This window comes from Actinomycetospora atypica, from assembly GCF_042653685.1.
Taxonomy (GTDB): Bacteria; Actinomycetota; Actinomycetes; order Mycobacteriales; family Pseudonocardiaceae; genus Actinomycetospora; species Actinomycetospora atypica.
The window spans coordinates 72,394-96,872 of the sequence record NZ_JBHSIV010000016.1; the positions used below are offsets into that span (position 1 = coordinate 72,394).

Genomic DNA, 24,479 nt, shown 5'->3' on the forward strand with positions numbered 1-24,479 from the left:
CCGGCGTGGTGACGACCGTCGGTCGGGTGGCCCGTCGTGCCCCGGGGACGGACACGCGACCCGGTCCCGTGGTCGTCGTGCTCGCCCTGGCCCTGCTGGCGCCGGTGGTGCTGGTCGTCGGGGTGCTCCTCGCGCAGGCGGTGCAGCACGCCGGCGGGTACGACCCGGTCCGCCAGACCGTGAGCACGCTCGCCGGGCGGGGCGCCGACGAGCGCTGGGTCATGACGACGACGCTGTTCCTGCTCGGCCTGATCTACCTGGCGGTGGCGGCCGGGCTCCGGTCGGTGCCGCGGGCCGGCCGGGCGGTGCTCGCGCTCGGGGCGGTCGCGCTGGTCGTGGTCGCGGCCGCCCCGCAGCCGGCCCGGGGGAGCTCGGCGGTGCACATGGCGGCGATGGCCGTCAGCTGCGCCGCCTGCGGGCTCTGGCCGCTGGCCCTCGTCGCCGACCCGCGGTCGCCCGGGCCGCTGCGCCGCCGCTCGCTCGCCGCGGTGCTCGCCGTGGCCCTCCTGGTCGCGTGGCTGTGCGCGCAGGCCTGGACCGACGGCACCTGGCTGGGCGTGGCCGAGCGGGTGGTGATGCTCGGCGAGACCGTGTGGCCGATCCACGTGGCGTACCTGGCGTGGCGGGCCGCGGTGGCGCCGTCACGGCGGCCGGCGCGGCCCGAGCGGGTCACGGTGGCGCTGAGCTGCCTCGGGCTGCCGGTGTTCCTGGCCGGCCTCCTCGCCGCCCAGGCCGCCCAGCCCTCGCTCGACCCGCTCTCGTTCTCGCTCAGCGCGCTCGCGAGCCTCGCGGCCACCGACCGCTGGATCCTGACGACCACGCTGATCGTCGTCGGGGCCCTCAACGTCCTCGTCGCGCTCGGGCTGCGGCGCGTCCCGGCCGCGGGCCGGGTGCTCCTGGGCTCCGGCGGCGCGTTCCTCGTGGTCACGGCCCTGTTCCCCCAGCCGGTGCACGGGGTCGACCCGGTCCACATGGTGGTCGGCGGCCTCGCCTGGTTCGGCTTCGGGAGCTGGCCGCTGGCGCTCGTCGCCTCCCGCACGACGACGCCGCGGGTCCGGGCGGCCTCGGCGGCGGTCGTCGGGCTGGTCGCGGTGCTCGTGGGCTGGTTCGTGTGGGAGATGGTCACGAGCGGCTCCTGGTACGGCGTCTCGCAGCGGGCCGCCTTCGTCGCGATGTGCGTCTGGCCCGTGGTGATGGCCGTCCACGGGGCCCGGCGGAGTGGGGCCACTCACGACTCCCCCGGAGCCGACCGCCCCGTAGTCTGACTCGGTGGCGCACAACAGGTCCCACGCCAGGGGCGTGCTGCCGAGGGAGGCGGGACGGTGACGATCACCCACGAGCAGGCAACCATCGCCGATCCCGCGCGGGTCGCCGCCGTCCGCGCGACCGGCCTGCTCGACACCGAGCCCGAGGAGGCCTTCGACCGGCTGACGCGCCTGGCCGCGGACGTCGTCGGGGTGCCGATGGTGTTCGTGACGCTCGTCGACGACCGCCGCTCGTACTGGAAGAGCACGGCCGGCTTCGACGCGGGATCACCGGCCGAGCGCCAGAACGCCGTCGAGGACTCGTTCTGCCAGTTCGTGGTGGCCGCGGGCGACGAGCAGACGATCGGCGACACCCACGCCGACGACCGCACCCGCGACATGGCCGCGGTCGAGGTCCTCGACATCGCCGCCTGGGTCGGTCTGCCGATCGCGGCGAAGGACGGCGAGGTCCTCGGGACCTTCTGCGCGATGGACACCCGCCCGCGGCGCTGGAGCGACCGCGACCTCGAGGTCCTCCGGACGATGGCCCAGGCGGTGGCCGGGGAGATCGCGCTGCGGGTGGCGCTGCGCGACACGCAGGAGGCGCAGGCCGAGGCCGAGCGCCACGCGCTGCTCGCCGTGGCCAAGGCGGCCGAGGCCACGGAACTGGCGACCACGCTGCAGCAGAGCCTGCTGCCCACCGAGCTCCCCCGCGTCCCCGGCATGGAGGTCGCGGCGCGGTACTGCCCGGGCGGGCGGGGCGCGGAGGTGCTCGGCGACTTCTACGACCTCTTCCCCGTGCCCGGCGGGTGGGGTGTGGTGATCGGCGACGTCTGCGGCAAGGGCCCGTGGGCGGCGCGCACCACGGCGCTGGCCCGCTCCACGGTGCGCGCGGTGGCGCACACCGAGAGCCGCCCCGAGGCCGTGCTCACCGCGCTCAACGAGGTGCTGCACGTGTGGTTCGGCGGCCACCGCAGCTTCGTCACCGCCGTCTACGCGACGTTCGTCCCGTCGGGGTCGGGCCTCGACGTGGTCGTCGTGAACGGCGGGCACCCGCCGACGTTCGTCCTGGACCACGACGGCGGCGTCCGGGGTCTGCCCGAGGGCGGGCGACCGCTGGGCCTGTTCCCCGACGCGCACGTCACCCGCGAGGAGCTCCACCTCGGGCCCGGCGACGGCCTCGTCCTCTACACCGACGGCGTCACCGAGGCGCGGGTGCGCGGCGGCGAGCAGTTCGAGCTGGACGGCGTCGCCCGCACCCTCGCCGCGCTCGCCCCGGGCGCCGGCGCCGAGGCCGTGGCCGACGCCCTCTGCGACGCGGCCATCGCGCACGCCGACGGGACGGTGCCCGACGACACCGCGGTGGTCGTCGTGAAGCGCGTCGCCGACTAGCCCCAACGGCGTCGGGCCCTCCCCCGTCGTCAGCGGGCGGCGCGGCGCATCGTCAGGGCCAGCCCCAGGTCCGCACCGCCGCGGAAGATGAAGCCCAACGCGATGAACAGGGCGAGCACGCCGATCGCCGTGCCCGGCGAGAACAGGAGGGCCAGCGCGGCGAGGGCACTGATCACCCCTAGCGTGATGTTCCAGCCGCGGTGCTCGCGGGACGCCGCAGCGGCCAGGAAGTCGTTCACCGCGGTGATCACGAACCAGAGGATGAGCCCCCAGACCATCACCAGGATGCCGCCCCCGGGATTGAAGACGACGAGGATGCCGGCGACGAGGGCGAGCACACCGAACGCGGCGAGCCACCCCCGACCGGTCGATCCCGGTCCGGCCCGCAGCGCGAGCGCCACCTCGACGACACCCTGGACGACGAGACCGATGCCCAGGAAGATCGCCGCGCTGAGGATCGTCAGCCCGGGGAAGAAGAGGGCGATGACGCCGACGACGATGCCCAGGACGCCCGAGACGGCGAGTCCGCCCCACTGGTCGGGGGTCCGCGGTGCGAAGGCGGTACGGCCGGCTGATCGAGTGGTCATGGCTGATCCGTTCCTGGAACCGCTCGCGGTTCCTGATGGGTGGACGTTCCGCCGCCGGTGCGGCGCCGGTCGTGCGGCCCCTCGTCGTCGGGCACCGAGGGGGTGGACGCCGTCGCCGACGTGGCAGCGGTACGGCGTTCGAGGGCGGCCCGCGTGATCCACGCGGCCGCGGTGGCGAGGACGGCGGCCGGCAGCGCGTCCAGCCCGTTGCCGCCGACGAGGATCGCGGCGAAGATCAACGAGCCGAAGACCAGGCCCGTGCTCGCCGCGGTGCCGGCCGCGACGCCGACGGCGACCGCCCACGTCGGCGAGGCGCCGAACACGATCACGGCGACGGTCGCGATCCCGATGCCGAGGAAGATCGCCGGGAAGACCGGCCCTCCCCGGAAGCCGCAGCTCAGGCACACGGCGTAGCCCAGGGCCTTCGTCGCCACGACGACGAGGAGCAGCAGGACGGACTCCTGGGCGACGAGCTGCGGGATCGCGGCCTGCCCCGAGAAGAGGACGGCCTCGGCGGACCCGGTCAGCAGGCTCGAGCCCTGGGCGAGGAGCCCGACCGCGGCACCGCCGGCGAGGAGCAGGCCCAGGACCGGGGCGCGCCGGCCCGGTGGGCCCCGGCGGGCGGTGCGCACGGCGAGCCGCCGGACCGCGGCCACCAGCAGCGCGGCCCCGACACCGACGACCACGGCCAGAGCGAGATCGGCGACGTGGGTGCCGACGTAGGGCGGGAGGTCACCGACCGCGAGTCCGGGGCGGTCGAGGCCGGCCCACTCGCCGAGGCCCGTGAAGAGCACGTAGCCGACCGCCGCTGCCACCAGTCCGGGGAGGAGGGCCGCGAGGAGGGCGACCCCGGCGGCGCCACCACCGAGGACGCTCGCCTCGAGCAGCAGCATGCCGGCGACGAGGGGGCTGCCGAACAGGGCCGAGATCGCGGAGAACGATCCGGCGGTGGCCATGACGCCGGTGGCGCGCGGACCGGTGCGGACGATGCGGGTCAGGACCACCCCGACGACCGAGCCCAGCGCGATCAGTGGTGCCTCCGGCCCCAGGATCCCGCCGAAGGCGAGGGTGCCCAGGGCGGCGAGTGCGATCCCGGGGGCGTGCTGCCAGGGGGTCGGTGCGACGACGATCCCGTCGAGGGGCTCGTGGCCCCCGTCGCCGGGCAGGAGCAGTCGGGCCGCCCCGACGATCGCCGCGCCGACCACGGGGAGGACGACCACCAGGTACCACGGCGGACCGTCGTGCCCGAGCGCGCGCGGCAGGTCGGTCCAGAGCCACACCTCGCACTGGTGCACGAGGGCGATGAACACCGCGGCCAGGAGAGCGGCGGGGACACCGACGACGGCGCCGAGTCCGGCCAGACCGACCAGGTCGCGGGCGGACGGCGCCCCGGGCAACGACATCCGGATCACCCCCACGGTCCGTGCGCCGAACGGGTGGCGACCGGCCCAGGTGTGACTACTGTGAGGTGAGCAGTGGAGCACGACATCCTGGTCGTCACAAGCGACGTCAGCCGGATGCGCTGCAGTCGATCACTCTTGGCCACCGCGCAGCGCAGGAGTTGCGCCCATCAGGGCTACGGCCGCTCGGCCAGCTCCGCACCCAGCACGGCCGAGAGGACCAGGAGCAGCCCGAGGACCACCAGCCACGAGAGGAGGGCGACGGCGACGCCGAGCAGGCCGTACCGGGACGCCTCGCGCGACAGGGCGGCCGGGAGGTACGTGGCCGAGACCGCGACCACCACGGCCTGCCCGACCCCGGTGAGGGCGGCCCCGGGCAGCAGGGCCCGCCACGCGATGCGGCCGCCGAGCAGCACGCTCTGGACCGGCCACCACAGCAGGGTCGCGGCGACGGCGTGGACGACCAGTTCGACCGCGAGGTGTCCGTCGAGCACCGCGGACGCGGAGCCGACCAGGGCCAGGGCGATCAGGCCGACGCCGAGGACCCCGGCGGCGGCCAGGCCGTGCACCCAGCCCCGCAGCCCGGTGCGCGGGAGCCGGTACGCCGACACGTAGGTGCGCTGCAGCGCCCGGGTGAAGCCCAGGACGGCCATGACGAGCAGCACCCCACCGAGAACGGTGGTCGCATCGGCGCCGGGCGGCTCGCGGACCAGGAGGGACAGGGCCGCCGCCGCGTCCGTGGGCAGGCCCGCCCCGTCCACGACCGCCGCTCCCGTCGACTCGCGGACCCCGGCGGGCAGGAGGGCCGAGACGACCACGATCAGCGGCACCAGGGCGACGAACGCCTGGGCCGAGAGCGCCAGGGCGCGGTCGTACCCGTCGATCGCCCTCATGCGTCGCAGGACGCGCAGGACCAGAGCGCCCTCGTGCCGGGCGACCACGGCGGCGAGGCCACGTCCGGAGTCCGGGTCGGCGCGCCGCACGGCTCTCGACCACCGCATGCGCCTCGCTCCGGGGTCGACCAGCGCCGACCAGGTTCGTCACTCCAGGTGATGCTCTCCGACAGAGTCCCGGTCACCGTCACAGAGAAGCACCGGAAACGCCCCGCTCCCGCCGGAAATGTACTCCAACCGCAACCCTGTGAGCGGGGTCACGGAACTCAGCGTGACAGTACGGTGCAGCGATGAGCAGCCCCGCCAACGGTGCCGCGCCGGCCGACGGACCGGCCGAGATCGCGCGCGTCGGCGCCGGGGAGACACTCCCCGGTGCGCGGAACGGTGCGGCTCCACCGGGGGGTGGGTTCCCGCGCGGCCTGACGTTGCTGCTCGGGGTCGCGGCCGCGGTCATCGTGGTCGCGGGCATGCGGGCCACGGCGTGGCTCATCGGCCCACTCTTCCTGGCCCTGATCATCGTGATCGCCGCCCACCCGGTGCAGGGCTGGCTGCGACGCCGGGGCTGGCCGGTCTGGGCCGCCACCCTCGCGCTCATCCTGGTCGTCTACGCCGCCCTCCTGGCCCTGGCGGTGGTCCTCCTGGTCTCGGTCGGCCAGCTCGCGACGGTTCTCCCGCAGTACGGCGCCCAGTTCGACGCCCTCCTCGTGTCGGTGCAGCAGACCCTGGTCGGCCTCGGGGTCGGACCCGAGCAGATCCGGGCCGCCACGGCCGGCATCAGCGTCGGCTCGGTGGTCGGTGCCGTCGGCGGCATCGTCTCCGGACTGTCGGGCCTGCTCAGCGTCGTCGTCCTGATCCTCGCCCTGCTGCTGTTCTTCATCGCCGACGCCGCCACCTTCGGGGACCGCCTCGACAGCATCGCCGCGGACCGCCCGCACATCGTCGGAGCGCTCGAGAGCTTCGCGCGCGGGACCCGCAGCTACCTGGTCGTGACGGCCGTGTTCGGCGCGATCGTCGCCGTGCTCGACGTCGCCGCCCTCGCCGTCATCGGCGTGCCGCTCGCGGTGCTCTGGGGGGTGCTCGCCTTCATCACCAACTTCATCCCGAACATCGGCTTCGTCTTCGGGCTCGTCCCGCCCGCCATCCTCGCCCTGCTGAGCGGGGGCTGGCCGATGTTCGTCACCGTCGTCGTCGTGTACTGCCTGCTGAACGTCGTGATCCAGTCGCTGATCCAGCCCCGGTACACGGGCAAGTCCGTGGGACTCTCGGCCACGGTCACCTTCGTGACCCTGCTGTTCTGGGCCTGGGTGCTCGGGCCGCTCGGCGCCCTGCTGGCCCTGCCGATGACGCTGCTGGCCAAGGCCCTGCTCGTCGACATCGACCCGCGCGCGCGGTGGGCGGAGGCCCTGCTCCGGACCGACGCGAAGGAGGCCGCGACCACGCCCGCCCCGGGGGACACCGCGGTCCCCGTGCTCCCCTAGCCGTCCATGGCGCGCGAGGACCCTCGCGGACCGACACGGCTCCGGGTGGGCGCGACCCTCACGAGGGCGCTCGCGGACGCCGTCCTCATCGTCGTCCTCTACTACCTCCTCCCCCTGACGACGACGGTCGACCTCGGCACCCTCGTCACCCTGGTCCTCGGGCTCGTGACCCTGACCGCGCTCGTCGGGTGGCAGATCCGGGCGATCGCCCGCTCCCCGTATCCCACGCTGCGCGCCGTGGAGACGCTCGCCGTGGTCGTCCCGGCCTTCCTGGTCCTGTTCGCCGCGACGTACACGCTGCTCGCCCAGGCCCACCCGGCCGCGTTCACCCAGCCGATCTCCCGCACCGACGCGCTCTACTTCACCGTCACCGTGTTCGCCACGGTCGGCTTCGGGGACATCTCCGCGACGTCGACGGCCGCCCGTGCCGTGGTCACCCTGCAGATGGTCGCCGACCTGCTGCTGCTCGGGATCGTCCTGCGCGCGATCCTCGACGCCGTGCAGCGCGGTCACGGACGCCTCGCGGCGCAGCAGCGGAAGTGAGTTCGCGACCGGCGATGAGTCCTCGGTCTCCGCCCGGTCCTACCGGTGTGCCCCTCTCCCCCCGCCTCGCCGCGATCGTCGACGCCCTCCCGCTGGCGCCCTCGTCCCGCGTGCTCGAGATCGGCTGCGGCGCGGGCGCCGCCGCCCGCGCGGTGGCGCGCCGGGTCCGCCACGTCCACGCCATCGACCGGTCGCCCGCCGCGATCCGCGCCCTCACGACGGCCGGCGCCGCCGAGATCGCCGCGGGCCGACTGTCGGTGCAGTGTGTGGCCGTCGAGGACTTCGTGTCCGGTCCCGACGACGAGCCCTTCGACCTGGCCTTCGCGGTGCGGGTGGGTGCGCTGGACGGGCGGCACCCGCGGCTCGAGGGTCGGGCGCTCGCGGCGGTGCGGGCGGCGCTGCGGCCGGGCGGACGGCTCGTCGTGGACGGCGTCGAGCGGGTGCTCGATGCTGCGGCGGGAGACGCCGACCGGTACTGAGCACCCGCTCGTTCAGGTCTCGGCCGAACCGATCAGGTCCTGCACCCGCCGGTCGAGCCGGGCGAGGGCCTCCGGGTCGCCCTCCCGGCGACCGGCCAGGCCGGTCACCGCTTCCGCCAGCACGCCGTCCGCAGCCGGCTGCGCCGACCACGACCGACCGAGGACCGCGGCCTCGAACAGGTCCTGGGCGGGATGGACCGGCACCGCGTAGAGACGAGCGAGGTCGCGGGAGAGCGCCCGCACCGTCTCGGCGTCCTCCTCATCCGTCGCGCCCCCGAACATCGAGCCGGATCGGTGCCGGAGCAGGCGACGCAGTGGTGCCACGTCGTGGAACCGGCCGGCAGACAGCACGAAGAGGACGAGCGGATAGCCGTGCTCGCCCCGCCAGCCCACGCTGTGTTCGACGACGTGTCCCCAGAGCCCGACACAGCCCAGAACGGTTCCGACGCCGTCCTGTGCGTTCGGCAGGAGGCCGAGCCCGGCCGAGGCGTACAGACCGCAGCGGCACTCCGACGACGGGCACGGTGTGCAGCCCGAACGGCAGGTCGCCGAGGTCGGGCTGCGGTGGGCCCATGGCAGCGGACGCACCGGAGACACGAGCTGCGGGCCGCGCTCGCCGTCGAGGACGTTCCAGATCCGCCACCCCGCGACCGGTTCGGCGAGGTCCGGGGCGAGGGTCACGCGTCGGTCAGGTCGGCCTGCCGTCGAGCCGCGGCACGTGGGGTGGGCGAGGTGGGTGACGGCGGCAGTTCGGCGGCCCGAGCCGGTCGGTCGCCGTCGGGGACGGGGCTGACGATCGGCTCGACGACGAGCGTCCGTACTGGCTCACCGATGTTCACGAGGCTGCCCTCCACGCGGCGGCCGACCCCACGGGGACTCCGCCAGTTGTCACTCGAATGGGTGAACAAAACTGTACCCCCATCTTGTGTCACAGGTCACGTGCCCGCCCATGGTCATCGCGGGCGGGCGCCGGACGAGGACCCGGAGGACGGCCGGGCGCTACGCTGACCCCGGGCCCCCGTAGCTCAGGGGATAGAGCACCGCTCTCCTAAAGCGGGTGCCGCAGGTTCGAATCCTGCCGGGGGCGCCAGGTCCGTCGCGGCGGACTCATCCCGCCCGACGACTCTCGGCCGCGGCCTTCAGACCCGCCGCCTCGAGCTCGACGTAGCGCCGCGAGAGACTCCCGAGGAGCAGCCCGACGACCGGAGCCAGGGGCCCGCTCTGGTCGAGGGTCAGGACGATCCTGCTGGTGCCATGGTCGCGGGCGTACACCTCGTGGCCCCCGACGGTCGTCACGGCGGCGTTGGCGACCGCCCAGCTGAACGAGCGGCCGGGCTCCAGCTCGGTCACCGTCCACACCTGCGTGGGCAGTCGCGGCTGCCGGACCCGGGCCCGTCGCCCGAGCGCGACCTCCCCGTCGAGCAGGTCGACCGAGGTCATCGAGGCCGTCCACCGGGGCCACGAGACGACGTCGACGACCACGTCCCAGAGCACCTCCGGCGGCGCGTCGACCTCGCGTTCCACCACGATCCAAGCCATGTACCAGATGGTACAACGAGGACCGGGCCTACGGTCGGGAATCGTGACGTCGTCCGCGCGTGACCGGCTGCTCGAGGCCGCCGTGGCGCACTTCGCCGAGAACGGTCTCCGCGACCAGAGCCTGCGCGCCATCGCGACCGCCATCGGCAGCAGTCACCGGATGCTGATCTACCACTTCGGCTCGCGAGAGGGCCTGCTCGCGGACGTCGTCGGGGTCTGCGAGGCCCAGCAGCGCGAGCTCCTCGGGGAGGTCGCGAGCGCGATCGCCGCGGGCGACGACCCGCACACCCTGCTGATGGCGTTCTGGCACCGCGTGCTCGACGCCGGGCTGCGGTTCGGCCCGCTGTTCTTCGAGCTCTCGGTGCACGCGATGCGCGACGAGCCGCACGCCCGGTCGTTCCGGGTCTCCCTGGTCGAGCCGTGGCTCGAGGTGCTGACGCCGCTGCTCGCGCGGCTGGGGGACGACGGTCCGGAGGCGGCGGCCCGCGGACGTCTCGGGCTCGCCGTCACGCGGGGGTTGATCCACGACGCGCTGGTCACCGGCGACACCGAGGCCGCGACCGCCGCGATGGAGGACTTCCTCGACGTCGTCGTCGCCCGTCCGGGCGGTGAACCGCTGCCCCCGTGACCGAGGACGTCGGATCCTCCGCCCGCCGGGTCACGGCTCCGGCTCGATCAGGTCGAGCAGGATCCGCTGCAGCTCGACGCGGTCGCGGTCCGGGATGCGGCCCAGTCGGCGGTCGAACTCGGCCGCGAGCGCCGCGAGCGCCCGGTCCCGCGCCGACTCGCCCTCGACGGTCAGGACGAGCCGGTGGCGACGCAGGTCGGCCTCGTCGATCTCCCGACGGAGGAATCCCTTCGCCACCAGGTTGCGCACGTACACGGTCATGCTCGGCTTCGGGATCACGAGCCTCGCCGCCAGCTCGGCCGGGTACGGCGACGCCGCCACCTCGGCGAGCACGAAGAACTCCTTCGTCTCGAGGGAGAGCTCGGCCAGCTCGGCACTGCAGGCCTCGAGCACGACCGTCAGCAGGCGGTGGTTCAGCGACCACAGCTGCGCGGCGTCGATCGGCACCGCAACCCCCTCCTCGTCGTTCAGTATCATACCAGTACGAACATGTACTATCCGCTCCGAGGAGTTGCCGTCCCGTGGCTCCCGGCCGGCCGTACTCGAGAGGACGAGCCCAGGTGCTCCAGCACATCACGATCCCGCGCGGGCCGATCGAACTCGCCGCCGACCTGTACCTGCCCGACGACGTCGGCGACGAGCCGGTGCGCGCCGTGGTGCTCTCCACCCCCGGCAGCAGCGTGAAGGAGCAGATCGGGGCGAACTACGCCTCGCGCCTCGCGGCGAGGGGTATCGCGGCCCTCGTGTTCGACCCCGCCCACCAGGGTCGGAGCGGCGGTGAGCCCCGGGACCTCGAGGACCCCTACCGGCGCGGCGAGGACATCTCCTACGCCATCGACGCGCTGAGCACGGTCCACCCCGTCGATCCGGAACGCATCGGCGTTCTCGGCATCTGCGCCGGCGGTGGGTACGCGGTCCACACGGCCCGGACGGACCACCGCATCAGGGCCGTCGGGACGGTGGTGCCCGGCGACATCGGGACCTCGTTCCGCAGCTTCCCGCCGGACGGCCCGGTGGCCGCGCTCGACGCCCTGGCCGACCAGCGGCTCGACGAGGTCCGCGCCGGAGCGCTGTCGCGGTCACCGTGGTTGCCGGACACTCCGGAGGAGGCGACGGACGCGGGGATCGACGACGTCGACACCCTCCAGGCGATCACGTACTACCGCACCGGGCGGGGCGGCAGCGAGCACTCGACGAACCGTCGTCTCTCCCGCGGCGACCCGCTCCTCCTCGGGTACGACGCCTACCACCTGGTGGACCCGCTGATGACCCAGCCGTTGCAGGTCGTCCTCGCGGGTCGGGCCGGGTCGACGGGCTCGTACGAGTCGGGGATGCGGCTGTGGGGCCTGGCACCGCGACCGGTCGACCTCATGGTCGTCGAGGGCGCCGGCCACTACGAGATGTACGACGTCCCCGAGTACGTCGACGCCGCGGTGGCCCGGCTCGTGGAGTTCTACCGCGACCACCTGTGACCACCGGACGTCATCCGGTCGCCGCGTCCGACTCCTCGTCGTCGGCCTTCTCGGCACGCGCGGCCCGCACCCGGACGACGCCGGACTCCAGGTCGAGCCCGACCACGCGGCCGCGCTCACCGTTCTCGTCGGAGTCCTCGACCCCCTCGAGCTTGGGAGCGCGGAAGATGCCACCGAACGCCGTCATGCCGCCAGGATAGGAGCGCCGACGTCGGTCGACGTCAGGTCGCGACGACGCGGACGAGCCGCCCCGGTCACGCGCCGCGGGAGTCCGGCCGCAGGCTCCCCACCACCAGGTCCAGGAGCCGCTCCGCCTGCTCCCGGCCGGCGTCCCCGGCCGGGGTCCGCCAGACCGCGCCCATGAGCAGCAGGACGTCGTCCGGGTCGAGGCCCGGACGCAGACTCCCGTCGACCTCCCCCGCCGCGAGGAGCGTGCGGATCGCCTCGACGACCGGTCCGTACGCCTCGGCCGTTGCGGCGTCGTGGTTGGCGGGAGTGAGGGCCTCGCCAAGCCCGTGCTTGAGCCGGATCAGGCCCGCGAGCAGCGCGAACCAGGACCGCAGCGCGGCCGGGGGCGGCTCGGCGGCCAGCAGCCCGGGCACCCGGTCGACCAGGTGCTGCACCTCCGCCCGGTAGACGGCCAGCACCAGCGCCTCGCGGTTCGGGAAGTGGCGGTAGAGCGTCCCCGCCCCGATCCCGGCGCGCTTCGCGACCGAGTTCAGCGACGCCTCGCCGTCCTCGGCGAGCGCCGCCGCCGCGACCTCGAGGATCCGCGCCCGGTTCTGCCGCGCGTCCGCGCGCTCCGTCGGGCGTCGCTCGGGCATGTCCCTCCTCTCGACCAAACGGAGAGTTCTCCGGTAACGTCCTCGTCGCAGCGGAGAATTCTCCGCTTCATCCGACCACGAGCCCCGGAGGCCCGGCAATGGACTACGTGAAACTCGGCTCGACGGGCCTCGACGTCTCGCCGATCGCGATCGGGGCGATGAGCTACGGCGAGCCCGACCGTGGACACCCGGTGTGGTCCCTCGGCGAGCAGGCGGCCCGGCCGCTGATCGAGCACGCCCTCGCCGCGGGGATCAACTTCTTCGACACCGCGAACATGTACTCGAACGGCTCCAGCGAGGAGATCCTCGGCCGGGCCCTCCGCGACTTCGCCGACCGCGACGCGGTCGTCATCGCGACCAAGCTGCGCCACCCGATGCGGCCCGGCCCCAACGGTCGGGGCCTGTCGCGCAAGGCGGTCATGACCGAGGTCGACCACAGCCTCACCCGGCTCGGGACCGACTACATCGACCTCTACCAGGTGCACCGCAACGACCACGGGACACCGCTGGAGGAGACGCTCGAAGCCCTCGACGACCTCGTCCGGGCGGGCAAGGTGCGCTACCTCGGGGCGTCGTCGATGCACGCCTGGGAGTTCGCCAAGGCGCTGCACCTGCAGGAGCGCCACGGCTGGGCCCGGTTCGTGTCGATGCAGGACCACTACAACCTGCTCGCCCGCGAGGAGGAGCGAGAGATGATCCCCCTGTGCCTGGACGAGGGTGTCGGCACCGTCGTCTGGAGCCCGCTGGCCCGCGGTCGCCTCGCCCGCGCGTGGGACGACGCCCGGTCCACCGCGCGGGCCGAGACCGACGGCGACTACGCCGACCTGCTCTACTCCCCCGCCACCCGGGACGCCGACCGCGGGATCGTCGACGCGGTCGGCTCGGTCGCACACCGCCACGGCGTGAGCCGGGCCCAGATCGCCCTGGCGTGGCTGCGCCGACAGCCCGTCGTCACCGCTCCGCTGGTCGGCGCCGGCAGCATCGAGCAGATCGACTCCGCCGTCGCGTCCCTGCAGGTCGAGCTCACCGACGACGACGTCCGCGCCCTCGAGACCCCCTACACGCCCCGCCACGACTTCCAGGGCGTCTCCGACGAGGCGGAACTGGAGGCCGTCCGCGCCCGGGTCCCGGGGATGGCACTGGCCTGACCGACGACTGCTTGCCCGGTGGCCCGGCGACTGTTCTGATCCCCGGACGTGGGCCTCCCCGCTGCCGCTGCCGACCCGCGATCGACCCGGACCGCGCCGGGCCTCGCGATAGCCCTGCTCTCCGGGCTCTCGTTCGGACTGGCCGGGCCGTTCGCCGCGTCCCTGCTCGCCACCGGGTGGTCGCCCCTCGCGGTGGCGCTCGCCCGGCTCGCGGGCACCGCGGTCCTGCTCGCCGTGCCGCTCGCGGTCGTCGTGGCCCGCGGGTGGCGGCCGCGCCCCGGTCACCTGCGCGCCGTCGCCGTCTACGGCGTCGTTCCCCTGGCCGGGGCCCAGGTCTGCTATTTCGGCGCGGTCGAGCGGCTCTCGGTCGGCGTCGCGCTGCTGATCGAGTACACCGCCCCGGTGCTGCTGCTCGGCTGGATCTGGGCGCGGACGGCGGCACGTCCCCGGCCGGCGACGCTGCTGGGCGCGGCGCTGGCGGTCGTCGGGCTGGTGCTCGTCCTGGACGTCGCGCGGGGCGCGGCCGTCGACGTCGTCGGGGTGGCGTGGGGGCTGGCGGCCGCGGTCTGCCTCGCGGCCTACTTCCAGCTCTCGGCCGCCGCCGGCCACGGCGACGACGACGAGGGCGGGCCGACGGCGATCGTGCTCGTCGCCGGCGGGACGGTCGTGGGCAGCGCGGTGGTGGTGCTCGTCGGGCTCGTGGGCCTGCTGCCCCTGACGGCGACGAGCGCGGCGATCGACCTCGGCGGGTGGAGCGCCCCGTGGTGGGTGGGAGCCGCGCTGGTCGCCGGGGTGTCGACGACGCTGGCCTACCTCACCGGCATCGCGGCCGTGGGGCGGCTCGGGTCGCAACTGGCCTCGTTCGTCGGGCTGAGCGAGGTGCTCTTCGCCGTGCTCGGCGCCTGGTGGCTGGTCGCGCAACGCCCGGCCCCCACGCAGGTCGCGGGCGGGGTGCTCATCGTCGCCGCGGTCGCCCTCATCCGCTGGGCCGAGCCCGGGTGAGGCTCCGCCTGTGTGCGTGCGTTTCCGTGCCTGAGCACGGAAACGCACGCACGAGAGCGCAGGTCTAACGCTTCCGGCACGCGTCGTAGATCGCCTTGTACTGCTCGTCGGTGATGCGGCCGTCGCTGTGCGCCGCGTCCATCGTCCGCACCCAGCCCCCCTCCGGGAACGGCTCCGTGTCGGCGACGCTCGTCCGGGCCGGCGTCGCGTCGGGCCATTCGTGCTCCGCCAGCGCCGCGACGGTCTCGTCGAGCGTCACCGTCCCCGCCTCGAGCGCCAGCAACCACCGGTCGGCCACCGAATCTCCCGGCTGCCACGATCCCGTCATCCGACCCTCCATCGTGAGCCCCGCCACATCGTCGTCGCCGAGACTAGGGCGCCCGCACCCGCGCCGCCTCCCGCGTCAGGTGATCGCGCTCCGGGACGCTCGGCGCGACCGCGGCGGCCTCGGCGTACAGCTCGGCCGCGCGGGCGCGGTCCCCGGCGCGTTCGTGCAGGTGGGCGGCGGCGGCGGCGTGACGGGGGACGCCGGGGTCGACCCCGGCGAGCGCCGCCAGCCCGGCCTGCGGTCCGTCCGCCTCCCCCACGGCGACGGCGCGGTTGAGCCGCACCACCGGGCTGTCGGTGAGCGCCAGGAGCTCGTCGTACCACTCGACGATCTGCGGCCAGTCGGTCTCGGCCGTCGAGGGGGCGTCGGCGTGCAGCGCGGCGATCGCGGCCTGCGCCTGGTACTCGCCGAGCCGGTCGCGACCCAGCGCGGCCTGCAGCACCGCCACCCCCTCGGTGATCATCGCAGTGTCCCAGCGCGACCGGTCCTGCGCGGCGAGCGGCACCAGCCGCCCGCCGGCGCGGGTGCGGGACGCGCGGCGCGCGTGGTGCAGGAGCATCAGCGCGAGCAGGCCCGCGGCCTCGGGGTCGTCGGTCATCCCGACGACGTGGCGGGCGAGCCGGACCGCCTCCGCGGCCAGGTCGAGCTCGCCGCCGTAGCCCTCGTTGAACACCAGGTACAGCACCCGCAGCACCGTGGCGAGGTCGCCGGGCCGGTCGAGCGGCAGGCCCTCGAGCCGCCGCTTGGCCCGGCTGATCCGTTGCGCCATCGTCGCCTCGGGGACGAGGTACGCGGCCGCGATCTGCCTCGTCGTCAGGCCCCCCACCGCCCGCAGCGTCAGCGCGACGGCCGACGCCGGCGGCAGCGTCGGGTGGGCGCACAGGAAGTAGAGCCGCAGCGTGTCGTCGGCGCCCGTGACGGTCCCGGCGGGCGGCTCGAGGTCGACGGCGAGCTCCCGGTCGCGCCGCGACGCCTCGGCCCGGGCGCCGTCGAGGAACCGCCGCCACGCCACGGCCACCAGCCACGCCTTCTCGTCACGCGGCGGGTCGTCGGGCCACGCGTCGAGCGCCCGGATCAGCGCCTCCTGCACGGCGTCCTCGGCCGACGCGAAATCCGCGCCGCGCCGGACGAGGACGCCGATCACCGCGGGAACGAGGTCCCGCACCAGGGAGGGGTTCACCCGTCGGCCGTGGGGACGCCGGTGAGGAACGGGCGCACCTCGAGCCACTCCCGGATCGGCTCGCCGCCCGCCCCGGGCGCCGCGGACAGCTCCCCCGCCAGCTCGACGGCCCGGTCCCACGACTCGACGTCGATGATCATCCAACCGGCGATGAGGTCCTTGGTCTCGGCGAACGGCCCGTCGGTGACCGGCGGCCGGCCCTCGCCGTCGTTGCGGACGAACGCCCCCTCGGACGAGAGCGCCTGGCTGTCGACGAACTCGCCGTTGCTCTGCAGCTTGTTCGCGAAGTCGGTGATGTACTGCAGGTGTGCGTCGACCTCTGCCGGCGTCCAGCGGTCCATCGGCACGTCGCTGCCGCCGGGGGTCGGGGCGCCGCGGTAGTGCTTGAGCAGCAGGTACTTCATGGTGGTCCTCCTCGTCCGGAGCGGTCCTCGTGGCCGCTCGTGCCCCTGGGACGGAGCCGACGACCCGGTCTCGACATCTCCGCCGACCTTTTTCCTCCGGCCCCGGGACCCGGTCGCGCGCCGGTAACGATCCTGGGCCGGGGCGCCGCGCGCGCCCATGATGGGTGCTCCGAAGCGACCGAGGAGGCGACGTGCCGGAGACCGTGTTCCGCGTGGACCAGGCGAAGTCGATGCGCGACCAGGACGTGCCGGGCCACAACCGCTGGCACCCCGACATCCCGGCGGCGGCCTCGGTCCGCCCGGGCGACGTGTTCCGCATCGAGTGCAAGGACTGGACCGACGGCCAGGTCCGCAACGACGACTCGGCGAACGACATCCGCGACATGGTCCTCGACCACAACCACATGCTCTCGGGCCCGATCCACGTCGAGGGCGCCGAGCCGGGCGATCTCCTGGTGGTCGACTACCTCGACCTGGGCCCCGCGCACAGCGCGGCACCCGGCGTCGGGTCGCAGGCCGGCGAGGGCTGGGGCTACACCGGCATCTTCGCCAAGAGCAACGGCGGCGGCTTCCTCACCGACCACTTCCCCGACCCGGGCAAGGCCGTCTGGGACTTCCAGGGCAAGTACGCCACCTCCCGGCACCTGCCCGGGGTGCGGATCGCGTCCAACGTCCACGCCGGGCTCGCCGGCTGCGCCCCGTCGGCGGAGCTGCTCGCCGTGTGGAACCGCCGCGAGCAGGCCCTCATCGACACCGACCCCGACCGCGTGCCGCCGCTGGCCCTGCCACCGCTGCCCCAGCACGCCCTGCTCGGGACGATGACCGGGACCGACGCCGAGAGCGCGGCGCGCGAGGCGGCGCGCACCGTGCCCCCGCGCGAGCACGGCGGCAACGTCGACATCAAGAACCTGTCCATCGGGTCCCGCGTGCTCTACCCCGTCTACGTGCCCGGCGCGAAGTTCTCCATCGGCGACCTGCACTTCGCCCAGGGCGACGGGGAGATCAGCTTCTGCGGCGCGGTGGAGATGGGCGGCTACGTCGACGTGTACGTCGACCTCATCAAGGGCGGGGTCGACAAGTACAAGGCGACCATGCCGATCTTCCAGCCCGGCCGGCACGAGCCCCGCTACGACGAGTTCGTCTCCTTCATCGGCATCTCGGTCGACGAGGGCGGCACCCAGCACTACATGGACGCGACGGTCGCCTACAAGCAGGCCTGCCTGCACGCGATCGACTACCTCACGCAGTTCGGCTACACCGGCGAGCAGGCGTACCTCATCCTCTGCGCCGCGCCGATCGAGGGCCGGGTGAGCGGCATCGTCGACATCCCCAACGCCTGCTGCTCGCTCTACGTCCCCACCGGGATCTTCGACTTCGACATCCGCCCGAACGGCGACGGGCCCACCGTCGTCGACCGCGGCCAGTGCGCGACGGCAGGCTGACCCCCGTGCCCGCACCCACCGACCACCAGCTCTTCGACCTCGGCGACGTCGTCCTGCAGCACGGCGCGACGCTGCGCGACGCGGTCCTCGCGTACCAGACCTACGGGACGCTGAACGCCGACAAGTCCAACGCGATCGTCTACCCGACCTGGTACTCCGGGCGGCACACCGACAACGAGTGGCTCATCGGGACCGACAAGGCCCTGAACCCCGACGAGTACTTCATCATCGTGCCGAACATGCTCGGCAACGGGCTGTCGAGCTCCCCGAGCAACACCCCGCCGCCCTACGACCGTGCCCGGTTCCCGCACGTCACCTTCCACGACCAGGTGGAGTGCCAGTACCGACTGGTCACCGAGCACTTCGGGATCACGACGCTGCCCCTGGTCACGGGGTGGTCGATGGGCGCCGGGCAGACCTACCAGTGGGCGGTCAGCCACCCGGAGATGGTGCAGCGGGCGGTCCCGTTCTGCGGGTCGAGCGTCACCAGCCCGCACAACCAGGTCTTCCTCGAGTCGATCGCGGCCGCCCTGCGCGCCGATGCCGCGTTCGCCGAGGGCTGGTACCGCGACGACGCCCGGCCCACCAAGGGCCTCCGCGCCTTCGCCCGGGTCTACGCCGGGTGGGGGTTCTCGCAGGCGTTCTACTGGCAGGAGGAGTGGCGCCGCCTCGGGTTCTCCTCGCTGGAGGACTTCCTCGTCGGGTTCTGGGAGGGCTTCTGGCTCGACGAGCGCGACCCCAACAACCTGCTCGCGATGGCGTGGACGTGGCAGCACGGCGACGTCGGGCAGACCCCGGGCTTCGGCGGGGACACCGTCGCCGCGCTGAGCTCGATCCGGTGCCCGCTGCTCGCGATGCCCGCGGAGAAGGACCTGTACTTCCCGCCCGAGGACGAGCAGTGGGCCTCGCAGCACATCCCGCGCGGCGAGGTGCGCGTGATCCCCGGGGTGTGGGGCCACTTCGCGGGCGGGGGCGCCAACCCCGAGGACGTCGCGTTCATCGACCGCGGGATCCGGGAGGTGCTCGCCGCGGAGGGGAACACCACCGCGTGATCGTCGGGGTCGGGTGCGCCCCGGACGTGTCGGCGACGTCACGTCCGGGGACCCCCGTGGACACGATGCACCCGGGATCGACCACGTCCCCACCGCCCGACGGTCCCCGCGGGGTGCTCGACGAGACGCGGACGGGCGGGGTCGCCGCACACGACGGCCCGGACGTCCAGGACGGGACCACCCGTGTCGCCCCTCGACCTCGAACGCTCCCTCGGTCGCGCCGCCGCGCGCCTCGGTGTCGTCGCCGCCCTGACCGTCGGAGCAACCGGCGTCGGCACGGCCGGTGCCGACCCCGCCCAGCCGGTCCCGCCCCCGCCGCCCCCCGGGGCGCCTGCGGCAGCACCGGCCGCGCCCCCCGCACCGCCGCCCGGGGCACCGGTACCGCCTCCCGGGGCACCCGTACCGCCTCCCGGGGCCGTGCCCGTGAGGTTCCCCGCGCCGCCGCCCGTGCCCGCCGTCCCGCCGGGCCCCTGGGACGGGATCGCGCAGTGCGAGACCGGCGGGGACTGGCACGCCGACACCGGCAACGGGCGCCACGGTGGGCTGCAGCTGAATCCCCGGACGTGGGCCGCCTACGGGGGCGGCGAGTTCGCGCCGCAGGCCGACCGGGCCAGCCGGGAGCAGCAGATCGTCGTCGGGGACCGGGTCCGGGCCGAGCAGGGCTGGGACGCGTGGTCCGGCTGCGCCGAGGGGATCACCCCGGGCTGACCGATGCGGGCGGGCTCGACCCGCCGTCAGCCGAGAGCGTCGATCTTGCGTTCGAGCAGGGCCCGCTCGCGCTCGTTGCCGCAGCGGTCGGCGGCGGCGCGCAGCTCGGTGCGGGCCTCGGAGCGCCGGTCGAGGCGGGAGAGGAGCTCCCCGCGGACCGCGGGCAGCAGGTGGGAGTGCGCCAGCGCACCGGCGGCCACCAGCTCGTCGACGATCGGGAGCGCGGCGGCGGGGCCCTGCGCCATCGACACCGCCACCGCCCGGTTGAGGTCGACCACCGGCGACGGCGCGAGCTGCCCGAGGGCCTCGTAGAGGAGCACGATCCGGTCCCAGTCGGTCGCGCTGACCGACGCCGCGATCGCGTGCTGCTCGGCGATCGCCGCCTGCAGCCCATAGGCGCCCAGGCCCCGGCCGACGGCCGTCGCGCGGGCCAGCGCCGCCCGCCCGCGCCGGATCGCGGCGCGGTCCCACCGGCGGCGGTCCTGGTCCTCGAGCAGGACGGGGGCGCCGTCCGGCCCGGTGCGGGCGGGGAAGCGCGCCGCGGTGAGCTCGAGCAGGGCCACCAGGCCGTGCACCTCCGGCTCGTCGGGCACGAGCCGGGCCAGCACCCGCGCGAGCCGCTGGGCCTCTCCCGCCAGGTCGAAGCGGATCACGCGGTCGCCGGAGCTCGCCGACGCGCCCTCGGTGAAGACGACGTACACCACGCCGAGCACCGAGCCGAGCCGTTCGGTCCGCTCCCCCGCCGGCGGGACCGCGAACGGCACCCGGGCCGCCGCGAGGGTCTTCTTCGCCCGCGTGATCCGGGCCTGGACCGTGGCCGTCGGGACGAGGAACGCCGAGGCGATCTCGTCGCTGGTCAGGCCGCCGACCACGCGGAGGGTGAGCGCCACCCGGGCCTCCCGGGAGAGCACGGGGTGGCACGCCGTGAAGATCAGGGCGAGGACGTCGTCGTCGATGCGGTCCGGGTCCCACAGGACCGCGCCGGCGTCGCGGGCCGGGTCGGCGGAGCCGCCACCGGTGGCGACACCGCCCTCGCCCAGGTCGCGGGCGAGGGCGGCGTAGCGGTCGTCGAGCGCGGAGCGGCGGCGGAACGCGTCGATCGCGCGGCGGCGCCCCACCGTCAGCAGCCACCCGGCCGGATTCCCGGGCACGCCCTCCCGCGGCCAGTGCACGAGCGCCTCGGCCAGCGCCTCCTGGGCGAGGTCCTCGGCGAGCGCGACGTCGCCGGTGTAGCGCGCGAGGGCCCCGACGATCCGGGCGGACTCGATGCGCCACACCGCGGCGACGGCCTCACGACCGGTGGGGTCCATGCCCGGTCTCCGCGCCCCGATCCGGCGGGCTCAGAGCTGACCGGTGGCCTCGCGCCACGCCCGCTCCTTCTGCACCCACTCGTTGTCCTGCGGGAACTCGTCGATGCTCGAGACCCGCCGGATCTCGGTCATGAAACCCGCGCCGACGCCGGGCGCCCGCTTCGCCCACTCGACGGCCTCCTCCTTCGACGCCACCTCGAGGAGGTAGAAGCCGCCGAAGAGCTCCTTGGTCTCGCCGTAGGGCCCGTCGGTCACCACCGGCGGCTCCGACGAGTGGTCGACGACCACGGTGTCGGCCGGGTCGTCGAGTCCCTCCATGGCGAGCAGCACGCCGGCCCGGACCAGCTCATCGTGGAACCGGCCCATGACCTCGAGCATGTGGTCCATGTCGACGTCCGCCACCGAGGCCCAGCCCTCGTCGGTCGCGCGCATGATCAGCATGTACTTCACGGTGTCTCCCCGGGTCGGTCAGGGTCCTCGTCGGACCCTCTCACCCACGGGTCGAACGGGGACGCCGCGGATCGACGCGTCCGGCGGAAACCGGTCGGCGGCCCACGCCGTTTCGGCACGGGGTGGCTCCGGCAATCCGCCGCGACCCGTCGTCGAACACCAGGGAGCACCCTCCGCATGTCGAACCCGCAGCCCGCCCAGAGCCAGGAGCACCCCGGCTTCGAGGCGGGACTCGACCCCCAGGCCGACCACGGGGAGCAGAGCTACCGCGGCTCCGGCCGGCTCGAGGGCAAGGCCACCGTGATCACCGGCGGCGACAGCGGGATCGGGCGGGCCGTCGCGATCGCGTTCGCCCGCGAGGGCGCCGACGTCCTCATCGGGTACCTCCCCGCCGAGGAGGAGGACGCGCGGGCCACCGCCGGGTGGATCGAGGACGCGGGCCGCACGGCCGTGCTCGTCCCCGGCGACCTCGCCGACCCCGCGCACTGCCGCGAGATCGTCGACCGCGCGGTGTCCGAGTTCGGCCGCATCGACGTGCTCGTCAACAACGCCGCGTTCCAGATGAGCCGCCCCACCCTCGAGGACGTCCCCGACGAGGAGTGGGACCAGACGATCGCGGTCAACCTCGACGCCCTGTTCCACGTGACGAAGGCGGCCCTGCCGCACATGCAGGCCGGGGGCTCGATCATCAACACCACCTCGGTGAACTCCGACCAGCCGCCGCCCCAGCTGATCGCCTACGACGCCACGAAGGCCGGCATCGCGAACTTCACCGCCGCGCTGGCCCAGCAGTACGGGCCGAAGGGCATTCGCGCCAACAGCGTGGCCCCGGGCCCGATCTGGACCCCGCTGATCCCGGCGACGATGGAGCCGGAGGAGGTCGAGCAGTTCGGGGCGGGCACGCCGCTGGGTCGCCCGGGACAGCCCGCCGAGCTCGCGCCGGTCTACGTCATGCTCGCCTCCGACGAGTCGAGCTACGTCTCGGGGGCCCGCATCGCGGTGACCGGCGGCATGCCGATCCTCTAGGCGATCTTCCCGACGACCGCCGGGGCGGGCCAGGATGGGGATCTCACCCGCCCGCCCCGGAGGCCGCCGATGACCCCCGACGTGCTCGACGCCGTCGTCGTGGGGGCCGGGTTCTCCGGTCTCGCCGCGCTGCACCTGCTCCGGGAGCGCGGCCTGCGCGTCCACGGGGTCGACGCGGCGGCGAACGTCGGCGGGACGTGGTGGTGGCACGCGTACCCGGGCTCGCACCTCGACTCCGAGGGCCACCTCTACCAGTACTTCTTCGCCGAGCAGCTCTTCCGCGACTGGGGATGGAGCGAGCGCCACCCGGCGGGCTACGAGGTGCAGCGCTGGCTGCGCTTCGCCGCCGACCGGCTCGACCTGCGTCGACACCTCTCGCTCGCCACCCGCGTCGTCGGGGCCCGGCACGACGACGGCGCGTGGACGCTGCACACGGAGCGCGGCGACGTGCTGAGGGCCCGCCACCTCGTCGCCTGCACCGGGCGGCTGCCGGTGGAGCCCGACCTCGACGTCTCCGCGTTCGCCGGCGAGGTCCTGCGCACCGCCGACTGGCGGGAGGACACCCACGACCTCACGGGGCGACGGGTCGGCCTCGTCGGGACCACGGCGGCGGCGATCCAGCTGGCCCCGACGGTCGTCGAGCAGGTCGCGCACCTGACGGTGGTCGCCGACGGCCCGCGCGACGTGGTGCCCCGCGACAACCCGGTCTACGGCTGGATGGAGCGCGACGCCTACAAGGCCGGGTTCGAGACTCTGCGCGACGCCCCGCCCGACGATGCGCCTCCCGCACCCGACCGGGCCGCCATGCGGGCCCGACTGGCCGACGACCGGCTCGTGCGCCTGCTGGTCCCCGACGGCGCCGGCGCCCGGCCCGTGCGCGACGACAACTGGCTCGAGCTGTTCGCGCGGGGGGACGTCGACCTCGTGGAGCGCGCCGACGTGCGGGTGGTCGCCGACGGGCTGGCGGTGCGCGGCGGCGTCGTCGGGCTGGACGTCCTGGTGGTGACCGACGAGTTCGACGCGGGCCCGCCGGCCCTCACCCGGCTGGGCGTCGCCCCGGACGCCCCGGGCCTGCACCACGTCGTCGCGCCCGTCGACGGGCTGACGCACTCGTTCGACCTGCTCGCCCAGGTGCGGGAGACGGTCGAAGCGATCGCCGGCTGATCTACGGCCGGCGGCGCATCCGGTCGATCGCGGCGAGGTCGCGGCGGGAGAGCTCGACGTCGAGCGCCCCGAGGTTCTCGGCCAGCCGCCCGGGGTCCGACGACTTCGGGAACACGACGAGCCCGCGCTGCAGGTGCCAGCGCAGGATCACCTGCGCCGGGGTGGCGCCGACCCGCTCGGCGACCCGGCGCGCCGTCGGGTGCGCGACGAGACGGCCCTCGCGCAGCGGGCCCCACGACTCGGTGACGATCCCGCGACGCCGGTGGAAGCGCTGCATCGCGCGGTGCGGGGTGCGCGGGTTGACCCGGATCTGGTGCACGGCGGGCACCACGCCGGTGGCGTCGACGAGCTCGCGGACCCCGCGGCGGGAGAAGTTCGACAGCCCGATCGAGCGCACCCGGCCCTCGTCGCGCAGCGCGCACATCGCCCGCCAGGTCTCGACGTCGGCGCCCTTCGGCCGGTGGATGAGGAACAGGTCGACGTAGTCGGTACCGAGCCGGTCCAGGCTCTCCGCGAGGGCCGCGCGGGCCTCGTCGTACCCGTGGCGGCCGTCGTCGAGCTTCGTCGTGATCCAGACGTCCTCCCGCGGCACTCCCGAGGCCCGCAGCCCCTCCCCCACCTGCGCCTCGTTGCCGTAGCCCTGCGCGGTGTCGACGTGGCGGTACCCGAGCCCGAGGGCGGTGCGCACCACGCGGGCCGTGTCCGGCGGCGGCACGTGGTAGACGCCGAACCCGAGCTGCGGGATCGGGGACCCGTCGTTCAACGTCACGCGCAGATCGGCCACGC

28 protein-coding genes and 1 tRNA gene are annotated in these 24,479 nt (G+C 74.5%); 15 read left to right on the forward strand and 14 right to left on the reverse strand.

Translation table 11 applies throughout. From position 1 onward, the window contains the following. Window positions 1–5 precede the first annotated feature (5 nt). Both ACFPBZ_RS16145 and ACFPBZ_RS16150 read left to right on the forward strand, forming a co-directional pair. Window positions 6–1,265 (forward strand): DUF998 domain-containing protein, encoded by a 1,260-nt coding sequence (locus tag ACFPBZ_RS16145; RefSeq protein WP_378037097.1) that lies wholly within the window; start codon window positions 6–8, stop codon window positions 1,263–1,265. A gap of 57 nt (window positions 1,266–1,322) precedes the next feature. After that, the gene (locus ACFPBZ_RS16150) at window positions 1,323–2,636 is read left to right on the forward strand and encodes a PP2C family protein-serine/threonine phosphatase (RefSeq protein ID WP_378037098.1); all 1,314 of its coding nucleotides are present in this window, start codon (window positions 1,323–1,325) and stop codon (window positions 2,634–2,636) included. Window positions 2,637–2,665: 29 nt separating this feature from the next. Here the strand turns inward: ACFPBZ_RS16150 and ACFPBZ_RS16155 are convergent, their stop codons facing one another. From ACFPBZ_RS16155 to ACFPBZ_RS16165, 3 genes are all read right to left on the reverse strand, one after another. Beyond that, a complete protein-coding gene (locus tag ACFPBZ_RS16155) occupies window positions 2,666–3,223 on the reverse strand; it encodes an HdeD family acid-resistance protein (RefSeq protein ID WP_378037099.1) in 558 nt (185 codons plus the stop codon). Next, entirely contained in the window at window positions 3,220–4,626 is a 1,407-nt protein-coding gene (locus ACFPBZ_RS16160) for a chloride channel protein (protein WP_378037100.1), read from the reverse strand. The genes ACFPBZ_RS16155 and ACFPBZ_RS16160 overlap by 4 nt, the downstream gene beginning before the upstream one ends. 173 nt (window positions 4,627–4,799) lie before the next feature. Beyond that, window positions 4,800–5,624 (reverse strand): YhjD/YihY/BrkB family envelope integrity protein, encoded by an 825-nt coding sequence (locus tag ACFPBZ_RS16165; protein ID WP_378037101.1) that lies wholly within the window; start codon window positions 5,622–5,624, stop codon window positions 4,800–4,802. A 182-nt stretch (window positions 5,625–5,806) separates the two neighbouring features. Here ACFPBZ_RS16165 and ACFPBZ_RS16170 point away from each other — a divergent pair, with 182 nt between their 5' ends. The 3 genes from ACFPBZ_RS16170 to ACFPBZ_RS16180 are packed head-to-tail and all read left to right on the forward strand — an operon-like array spanning window position 5,807 to window position 8,016. Continuing rightward, complete coding sequence (locus tag ACFPBZ_RS16170; RefSeq protein ID WP_378037102.1) at window positions 5,807–6,994, forward strand: AI-2E family transporter; 1,188 nt, start codon at window positions 5,807–5,809, stop codon at window positions 6,992–6,994. Between the two features lie 45 nt (window positions 6,995–7,039). Beyond that, entirely contained in the window at window positions 7,040–7,537 is a 498-nt protein-coding gene (locus ACFPBZ_RS16175) for a potassium channel family protein (RefSeq protein WP_378037103.1), read from the forward strand. 47 nt (window positions 7,538–7,584) lie between these two features. After that, window positions 7,585–8,016, forward strand: coding sequence for a methyltransferase domain-containing protein (locus tag ACFPBZ_RS16180; RefSeq protein WP_378037104.1), 432 nt, complete (start codon window positions 7,585–7,587; stop codon window positions 8,014–8,016). Window positions 8,017–8,028: 12 nt separating this feature from the next. On the opposite strand, the gene ACFPBZ_RS16185 is transcribed toward ACFPBZ_RS16180, so the two are convergent. Then, window positions 8,029–8,697, reverse strand: coding sequence for a hypothetical protein (locus ACFPBZ_RS16185; RefSeq protein ID WP_378037105.1), 669 nt, complete (start codon window positions 8,695–8,697; stop codon window positions 8,029–8,031). A gap of 333 nt (window positions 8,698–9,030) precedes the next feature. On the opposite strand from ACFPBZ_RS16185, the gene ACFPBZ_RS16190 reads away from it, so the two are divergent. Beyond that, window positions 9,031–9,106 (forward strand) — tRNA-Arg (locus ACFPBZ_RS16190). A gap of 17 nt (window positions 9,107–9,123) precedes the next feature. Here the strand turns inward: ACFPBZ_RS16190 and ACFPBZ_RS16195 are convergent. Then, on the reverse strand, window positions 9,124–9,555 hold the full coding sequence (locus tag ACFPBZ_RS16195) for an SRPBCC family protein (protein ID WP_378037106.1): 432 nt from the start codon (window positions 9,553–9,555) through the stop codon (window positions 9,124–9,126). 43 nt (window positions 9,556–9,598) lie between these two features. On the opposite strand from ACFPBZ_RS16195, the gene ACFPBZ_RS16200 reads away from it, so the two are divergent. Further along, entirely contained in the window at window positions 9,599–10,183 is a 585-nt protein-coding gene (locus ACFPBZ_RS16200; RefSeq protein WP_378037107.1) for a TetR/AcrR family transcriptional regulator, read from the forward strand. 30 nt (window positions 10,184–10,213) lie between these two features. On the opposite strand, the gene ACFPBZ_RS16205 is transcribed toward ACFPBZ_RS16200, so the two are convergent. Continuing rightward, the gene (locus tag ACFPBZ_RS16205; RefSeq protein ID WP_378037108.1) at window positions 10,214–10,630 is read right to left on the reverse strand and encodes a MarR family winged helix-turn-helix transcriptional regulator; all 417 of its coding nucleotides are present in this window, start codon (window positions 10,628–10,630) and stop codon (window positions 10,214–10,216) included. A gap of 113 nt (window positions 10,631–10,743) precedes the next feature. On the opposite strand from ACFPBZ_RS16205, the gene ACFPBZ_RS16210 reads away from it, so the two are divergent. After that, on the forward strand, window positions 10,744–11,655 hold the full coding sequence (locus ACFPBZ_RS16210) for an alpha/beta hydrolase (protein ID WP_378037109.1): 912 nt from the start codon (window positions 10,744–10,746) through the stop codon (window positions 11,653–11,655). 10 nt (window positions 11,656–11,665) lie between these two features. Here the strand turns inward: ACFPBZ_RS16210 and ACFPBZ_RS16215 are convergent, their stop codons facing one another. After that, the gene (locus tag ACFPBZ_RS16215) at window positions 11,666–11,842 is read right to left on the reverse strand and encodes a hypothetical protein (RefSeq protein WP_378037110.1); all 177 of its coding nucleotides are present in this window, start codon (window positions 11,840–11,842) and stop codon (window positions 11,666–11,668) included. Between the two features lie 67 nt (window positions 11,843–11,909). Beyond that, window positions 11,910–12,479, reverse strand: a complete 570-nt coding sequence (locus ACFPBZ_RS16220) for a TetR/AcrR family transcriptional regulator (protein WP_378037111.1) — start codon at window positions 12,477–12,479, stop codon at window positions 11,910–11,912. A gap of 98 nt (window positions 12,480–12,577) precedes the next feature. Between ACFPBZ_RS16220 and ACFPBZ_RS16225 the strand changes: the two genes are divergently transcribed. Both ACFPBZ_RS16225 and ACFPBZ_RS16230 read left to right on the forward strand, forming a co-directional pair. Then, a complete protein-coding gene (locus ACFPBZ_RS16225) occupies window positions 12,578–13,627 on the forward strand; it encodes an aldo/keto reductase (RefSeq protein WP_378037112.1) in 1,050 nt (349 codons plus the stop codon). Window positions 13,628–13,675: 48 nt separating this feature from the next. Next, window positions 13,676–14,629, forward strand: coding sequence for an EamA family transporter (locus tag ACFPBZ_RS16230; protein WP_378037113.1), 954 nt, complete (start codon window positions 13,676–13,678; stop codon window positions 14,627–14,629). A gap of 64 nt (window positions 14,630–14,693) precedes the next feature. Here ACFPBZ_RS16230 and ACFPBZ_RS16235 read toward each other — a convergent pair whose 3' ends face one another. From ACFPBZ_RS16235 to ACFPBZ_RS16245, 3 genes are read right to left on the reverse strand one after another with little or no spacing between them, the layout of a single operon-like run. Continuing rightward, window positions 14,694–14,957: a hypothetical protein gene (locus ACFPBZ_RS16235; protein ID WP_378037114.1), complete on the reverse strand. Its 264-nt coding sequence runs from the start codon at window positions 14,955–14,957 to the stop codon at window positions 14,694–14,696. 43 nt (window positions 14,958–15,000) lie between these two features. Then, a complete protein-coding gene (locus ACFPBZ_RS16240; protein WP_378037115.1) occupies window positions 15,001–16,137 on the reverse strand; it encodes an RNA polymerase sigma factor in 1,137 nt (378 codons plus the stop codon). Next, window positions 16,134–16,541, reverse strand: a complete 408-nt coding sequence (locus tag ACFPBZ_RS16245; RefSeq protein WP_378037116.1) for a YciI family protein — start codon at window positions 16,539–16,541, stop codon at window positions 16,134–16,136. Before ACFPBZ_RS16245 ends, ACFPBZ_RS16240 begins: the two co-directional genes overlap by 4 nt. 191 nt (window positions 16,542–16,732) lie before the next feature. Between ACFPBZ_RS16245 and fmdA the strand changes: the two genes are divergently transcribed. The 3 genes from fmdA (at window position 16,733) to ACFPBZ_RS16260 (ending at window position 19,743) form a co-directional block, all read left to right on the forward strand. Further along, a complete protein-coding gene (gene fmdA / locus ACFPBZ_RS16250; RefSeq protein ID WP_378037117.1) occupies window positions 16,733–17,983 on the forward strand; it encodes a formamidase in 1,251 nt (416 codons plus the stop codon). Window positions 17,984–17,988: 5 nt separating this feature from the next. After that, window positions 17,989–19,035, forward strand: coding sequence for an alpha/beta fold hydrolase (locus ACFPBZ_RS16255; protein ID WP_378037118.1), 1,047 nt, complete (start codon window positions 17,989–17,991; stop codon window positions 19,033–19,035). 423 nt (window positions 19,036–19,458) lie between these two features. After that, entirely contained in the window at window positions 19,459–19,743 is a 285-nt protein-coding gene (locus tag ACFPBZ_RS16260; RefSeq protein WP_378037119.1) for a transglycosylase family protein, read from the forward strand. Between the two features lie 26 nt (window positions 19,744–19,769). Here ACFPBZ_RS16260 and ACFPBZ_RS16265 read toward each other — a convergent pair whose 3' ends face one another. Together ACFPBZ_RS16265 and ACFPBZ_RS16270 are read right to left on the reverse strand one after the other, a co-directional pair. Then, window positions 19,770–21,053, reverse strand: coding sequence for an RNA polymerase sigma factor (locus tag ACFPBZ_RS16265; RefSeq protein ID WP_378037120.1), 1,284 nt, complete (start codon window positions 21,051–21,053; stop codon window positions 19,770–19,772). Between the two features lie 30 nt (window positions 21,054–21,083). Beyond that, entirely contained in the window at window positions 21,084–21,503 is a 420-nt protein-coding gene (locus ACFPBZ_RS16270; RefSeq protein ID WP_378037121.1) for a YciI family protein, read from the reverse strand. A 177-nt stretch (window positions 21,504–21,680) separates the two neighbouring features. Between ACFPBZ_RS16270 and ACFPBZ_RS16275 the strand changes: the two genes are divergently transcribed. Together ACFPBZ_RS16275 and ACFPBZ_RS16280 are read left to right on the forward strand one after the other, a co-directional pair. Beyond that, complete coding sequence (locus ACFPBZ_RS16275; RefSeq protein ID WP_378037122.1) at window positions 21,681–22,529, forward strand: glucose 1-dehydrogenase; 849 nt, start codon at window positions 21,681–21,683, stop codon at window positions 22,527–22,529. A gap of 69 nt (window positions 22,530–22,598) precedes the next feature. After that, on the forward strand, window positions 22,599–23,693 hold the full coding sequence (locus ACFPBZ_RS16280) for a flavin-containing monooxygenase (protein ID WP_378037123.1): 1,095 nt from the start codon (window positions 22,599–22,601) through the stop codon (window positions 23,691–23,693). A gap of 1 nt (window position 23,694) precedes the next feature. On the opposite strand, the gene ACFPBZ_RS16285 is transcribed toward ACFPBZ_RS16280, so the two are convergent. Further along, entirely contained in the window at window positions 23,695–24,477 is a 783-nt protein-coding gene (locus ACFPBZ_RS16285) for an aldo/keto reductase (protein WP_378037124.1), read from the reverse strand. Between the last annotated feature and the right edge of the window lie 2 nt (window positions 24,478–24,479).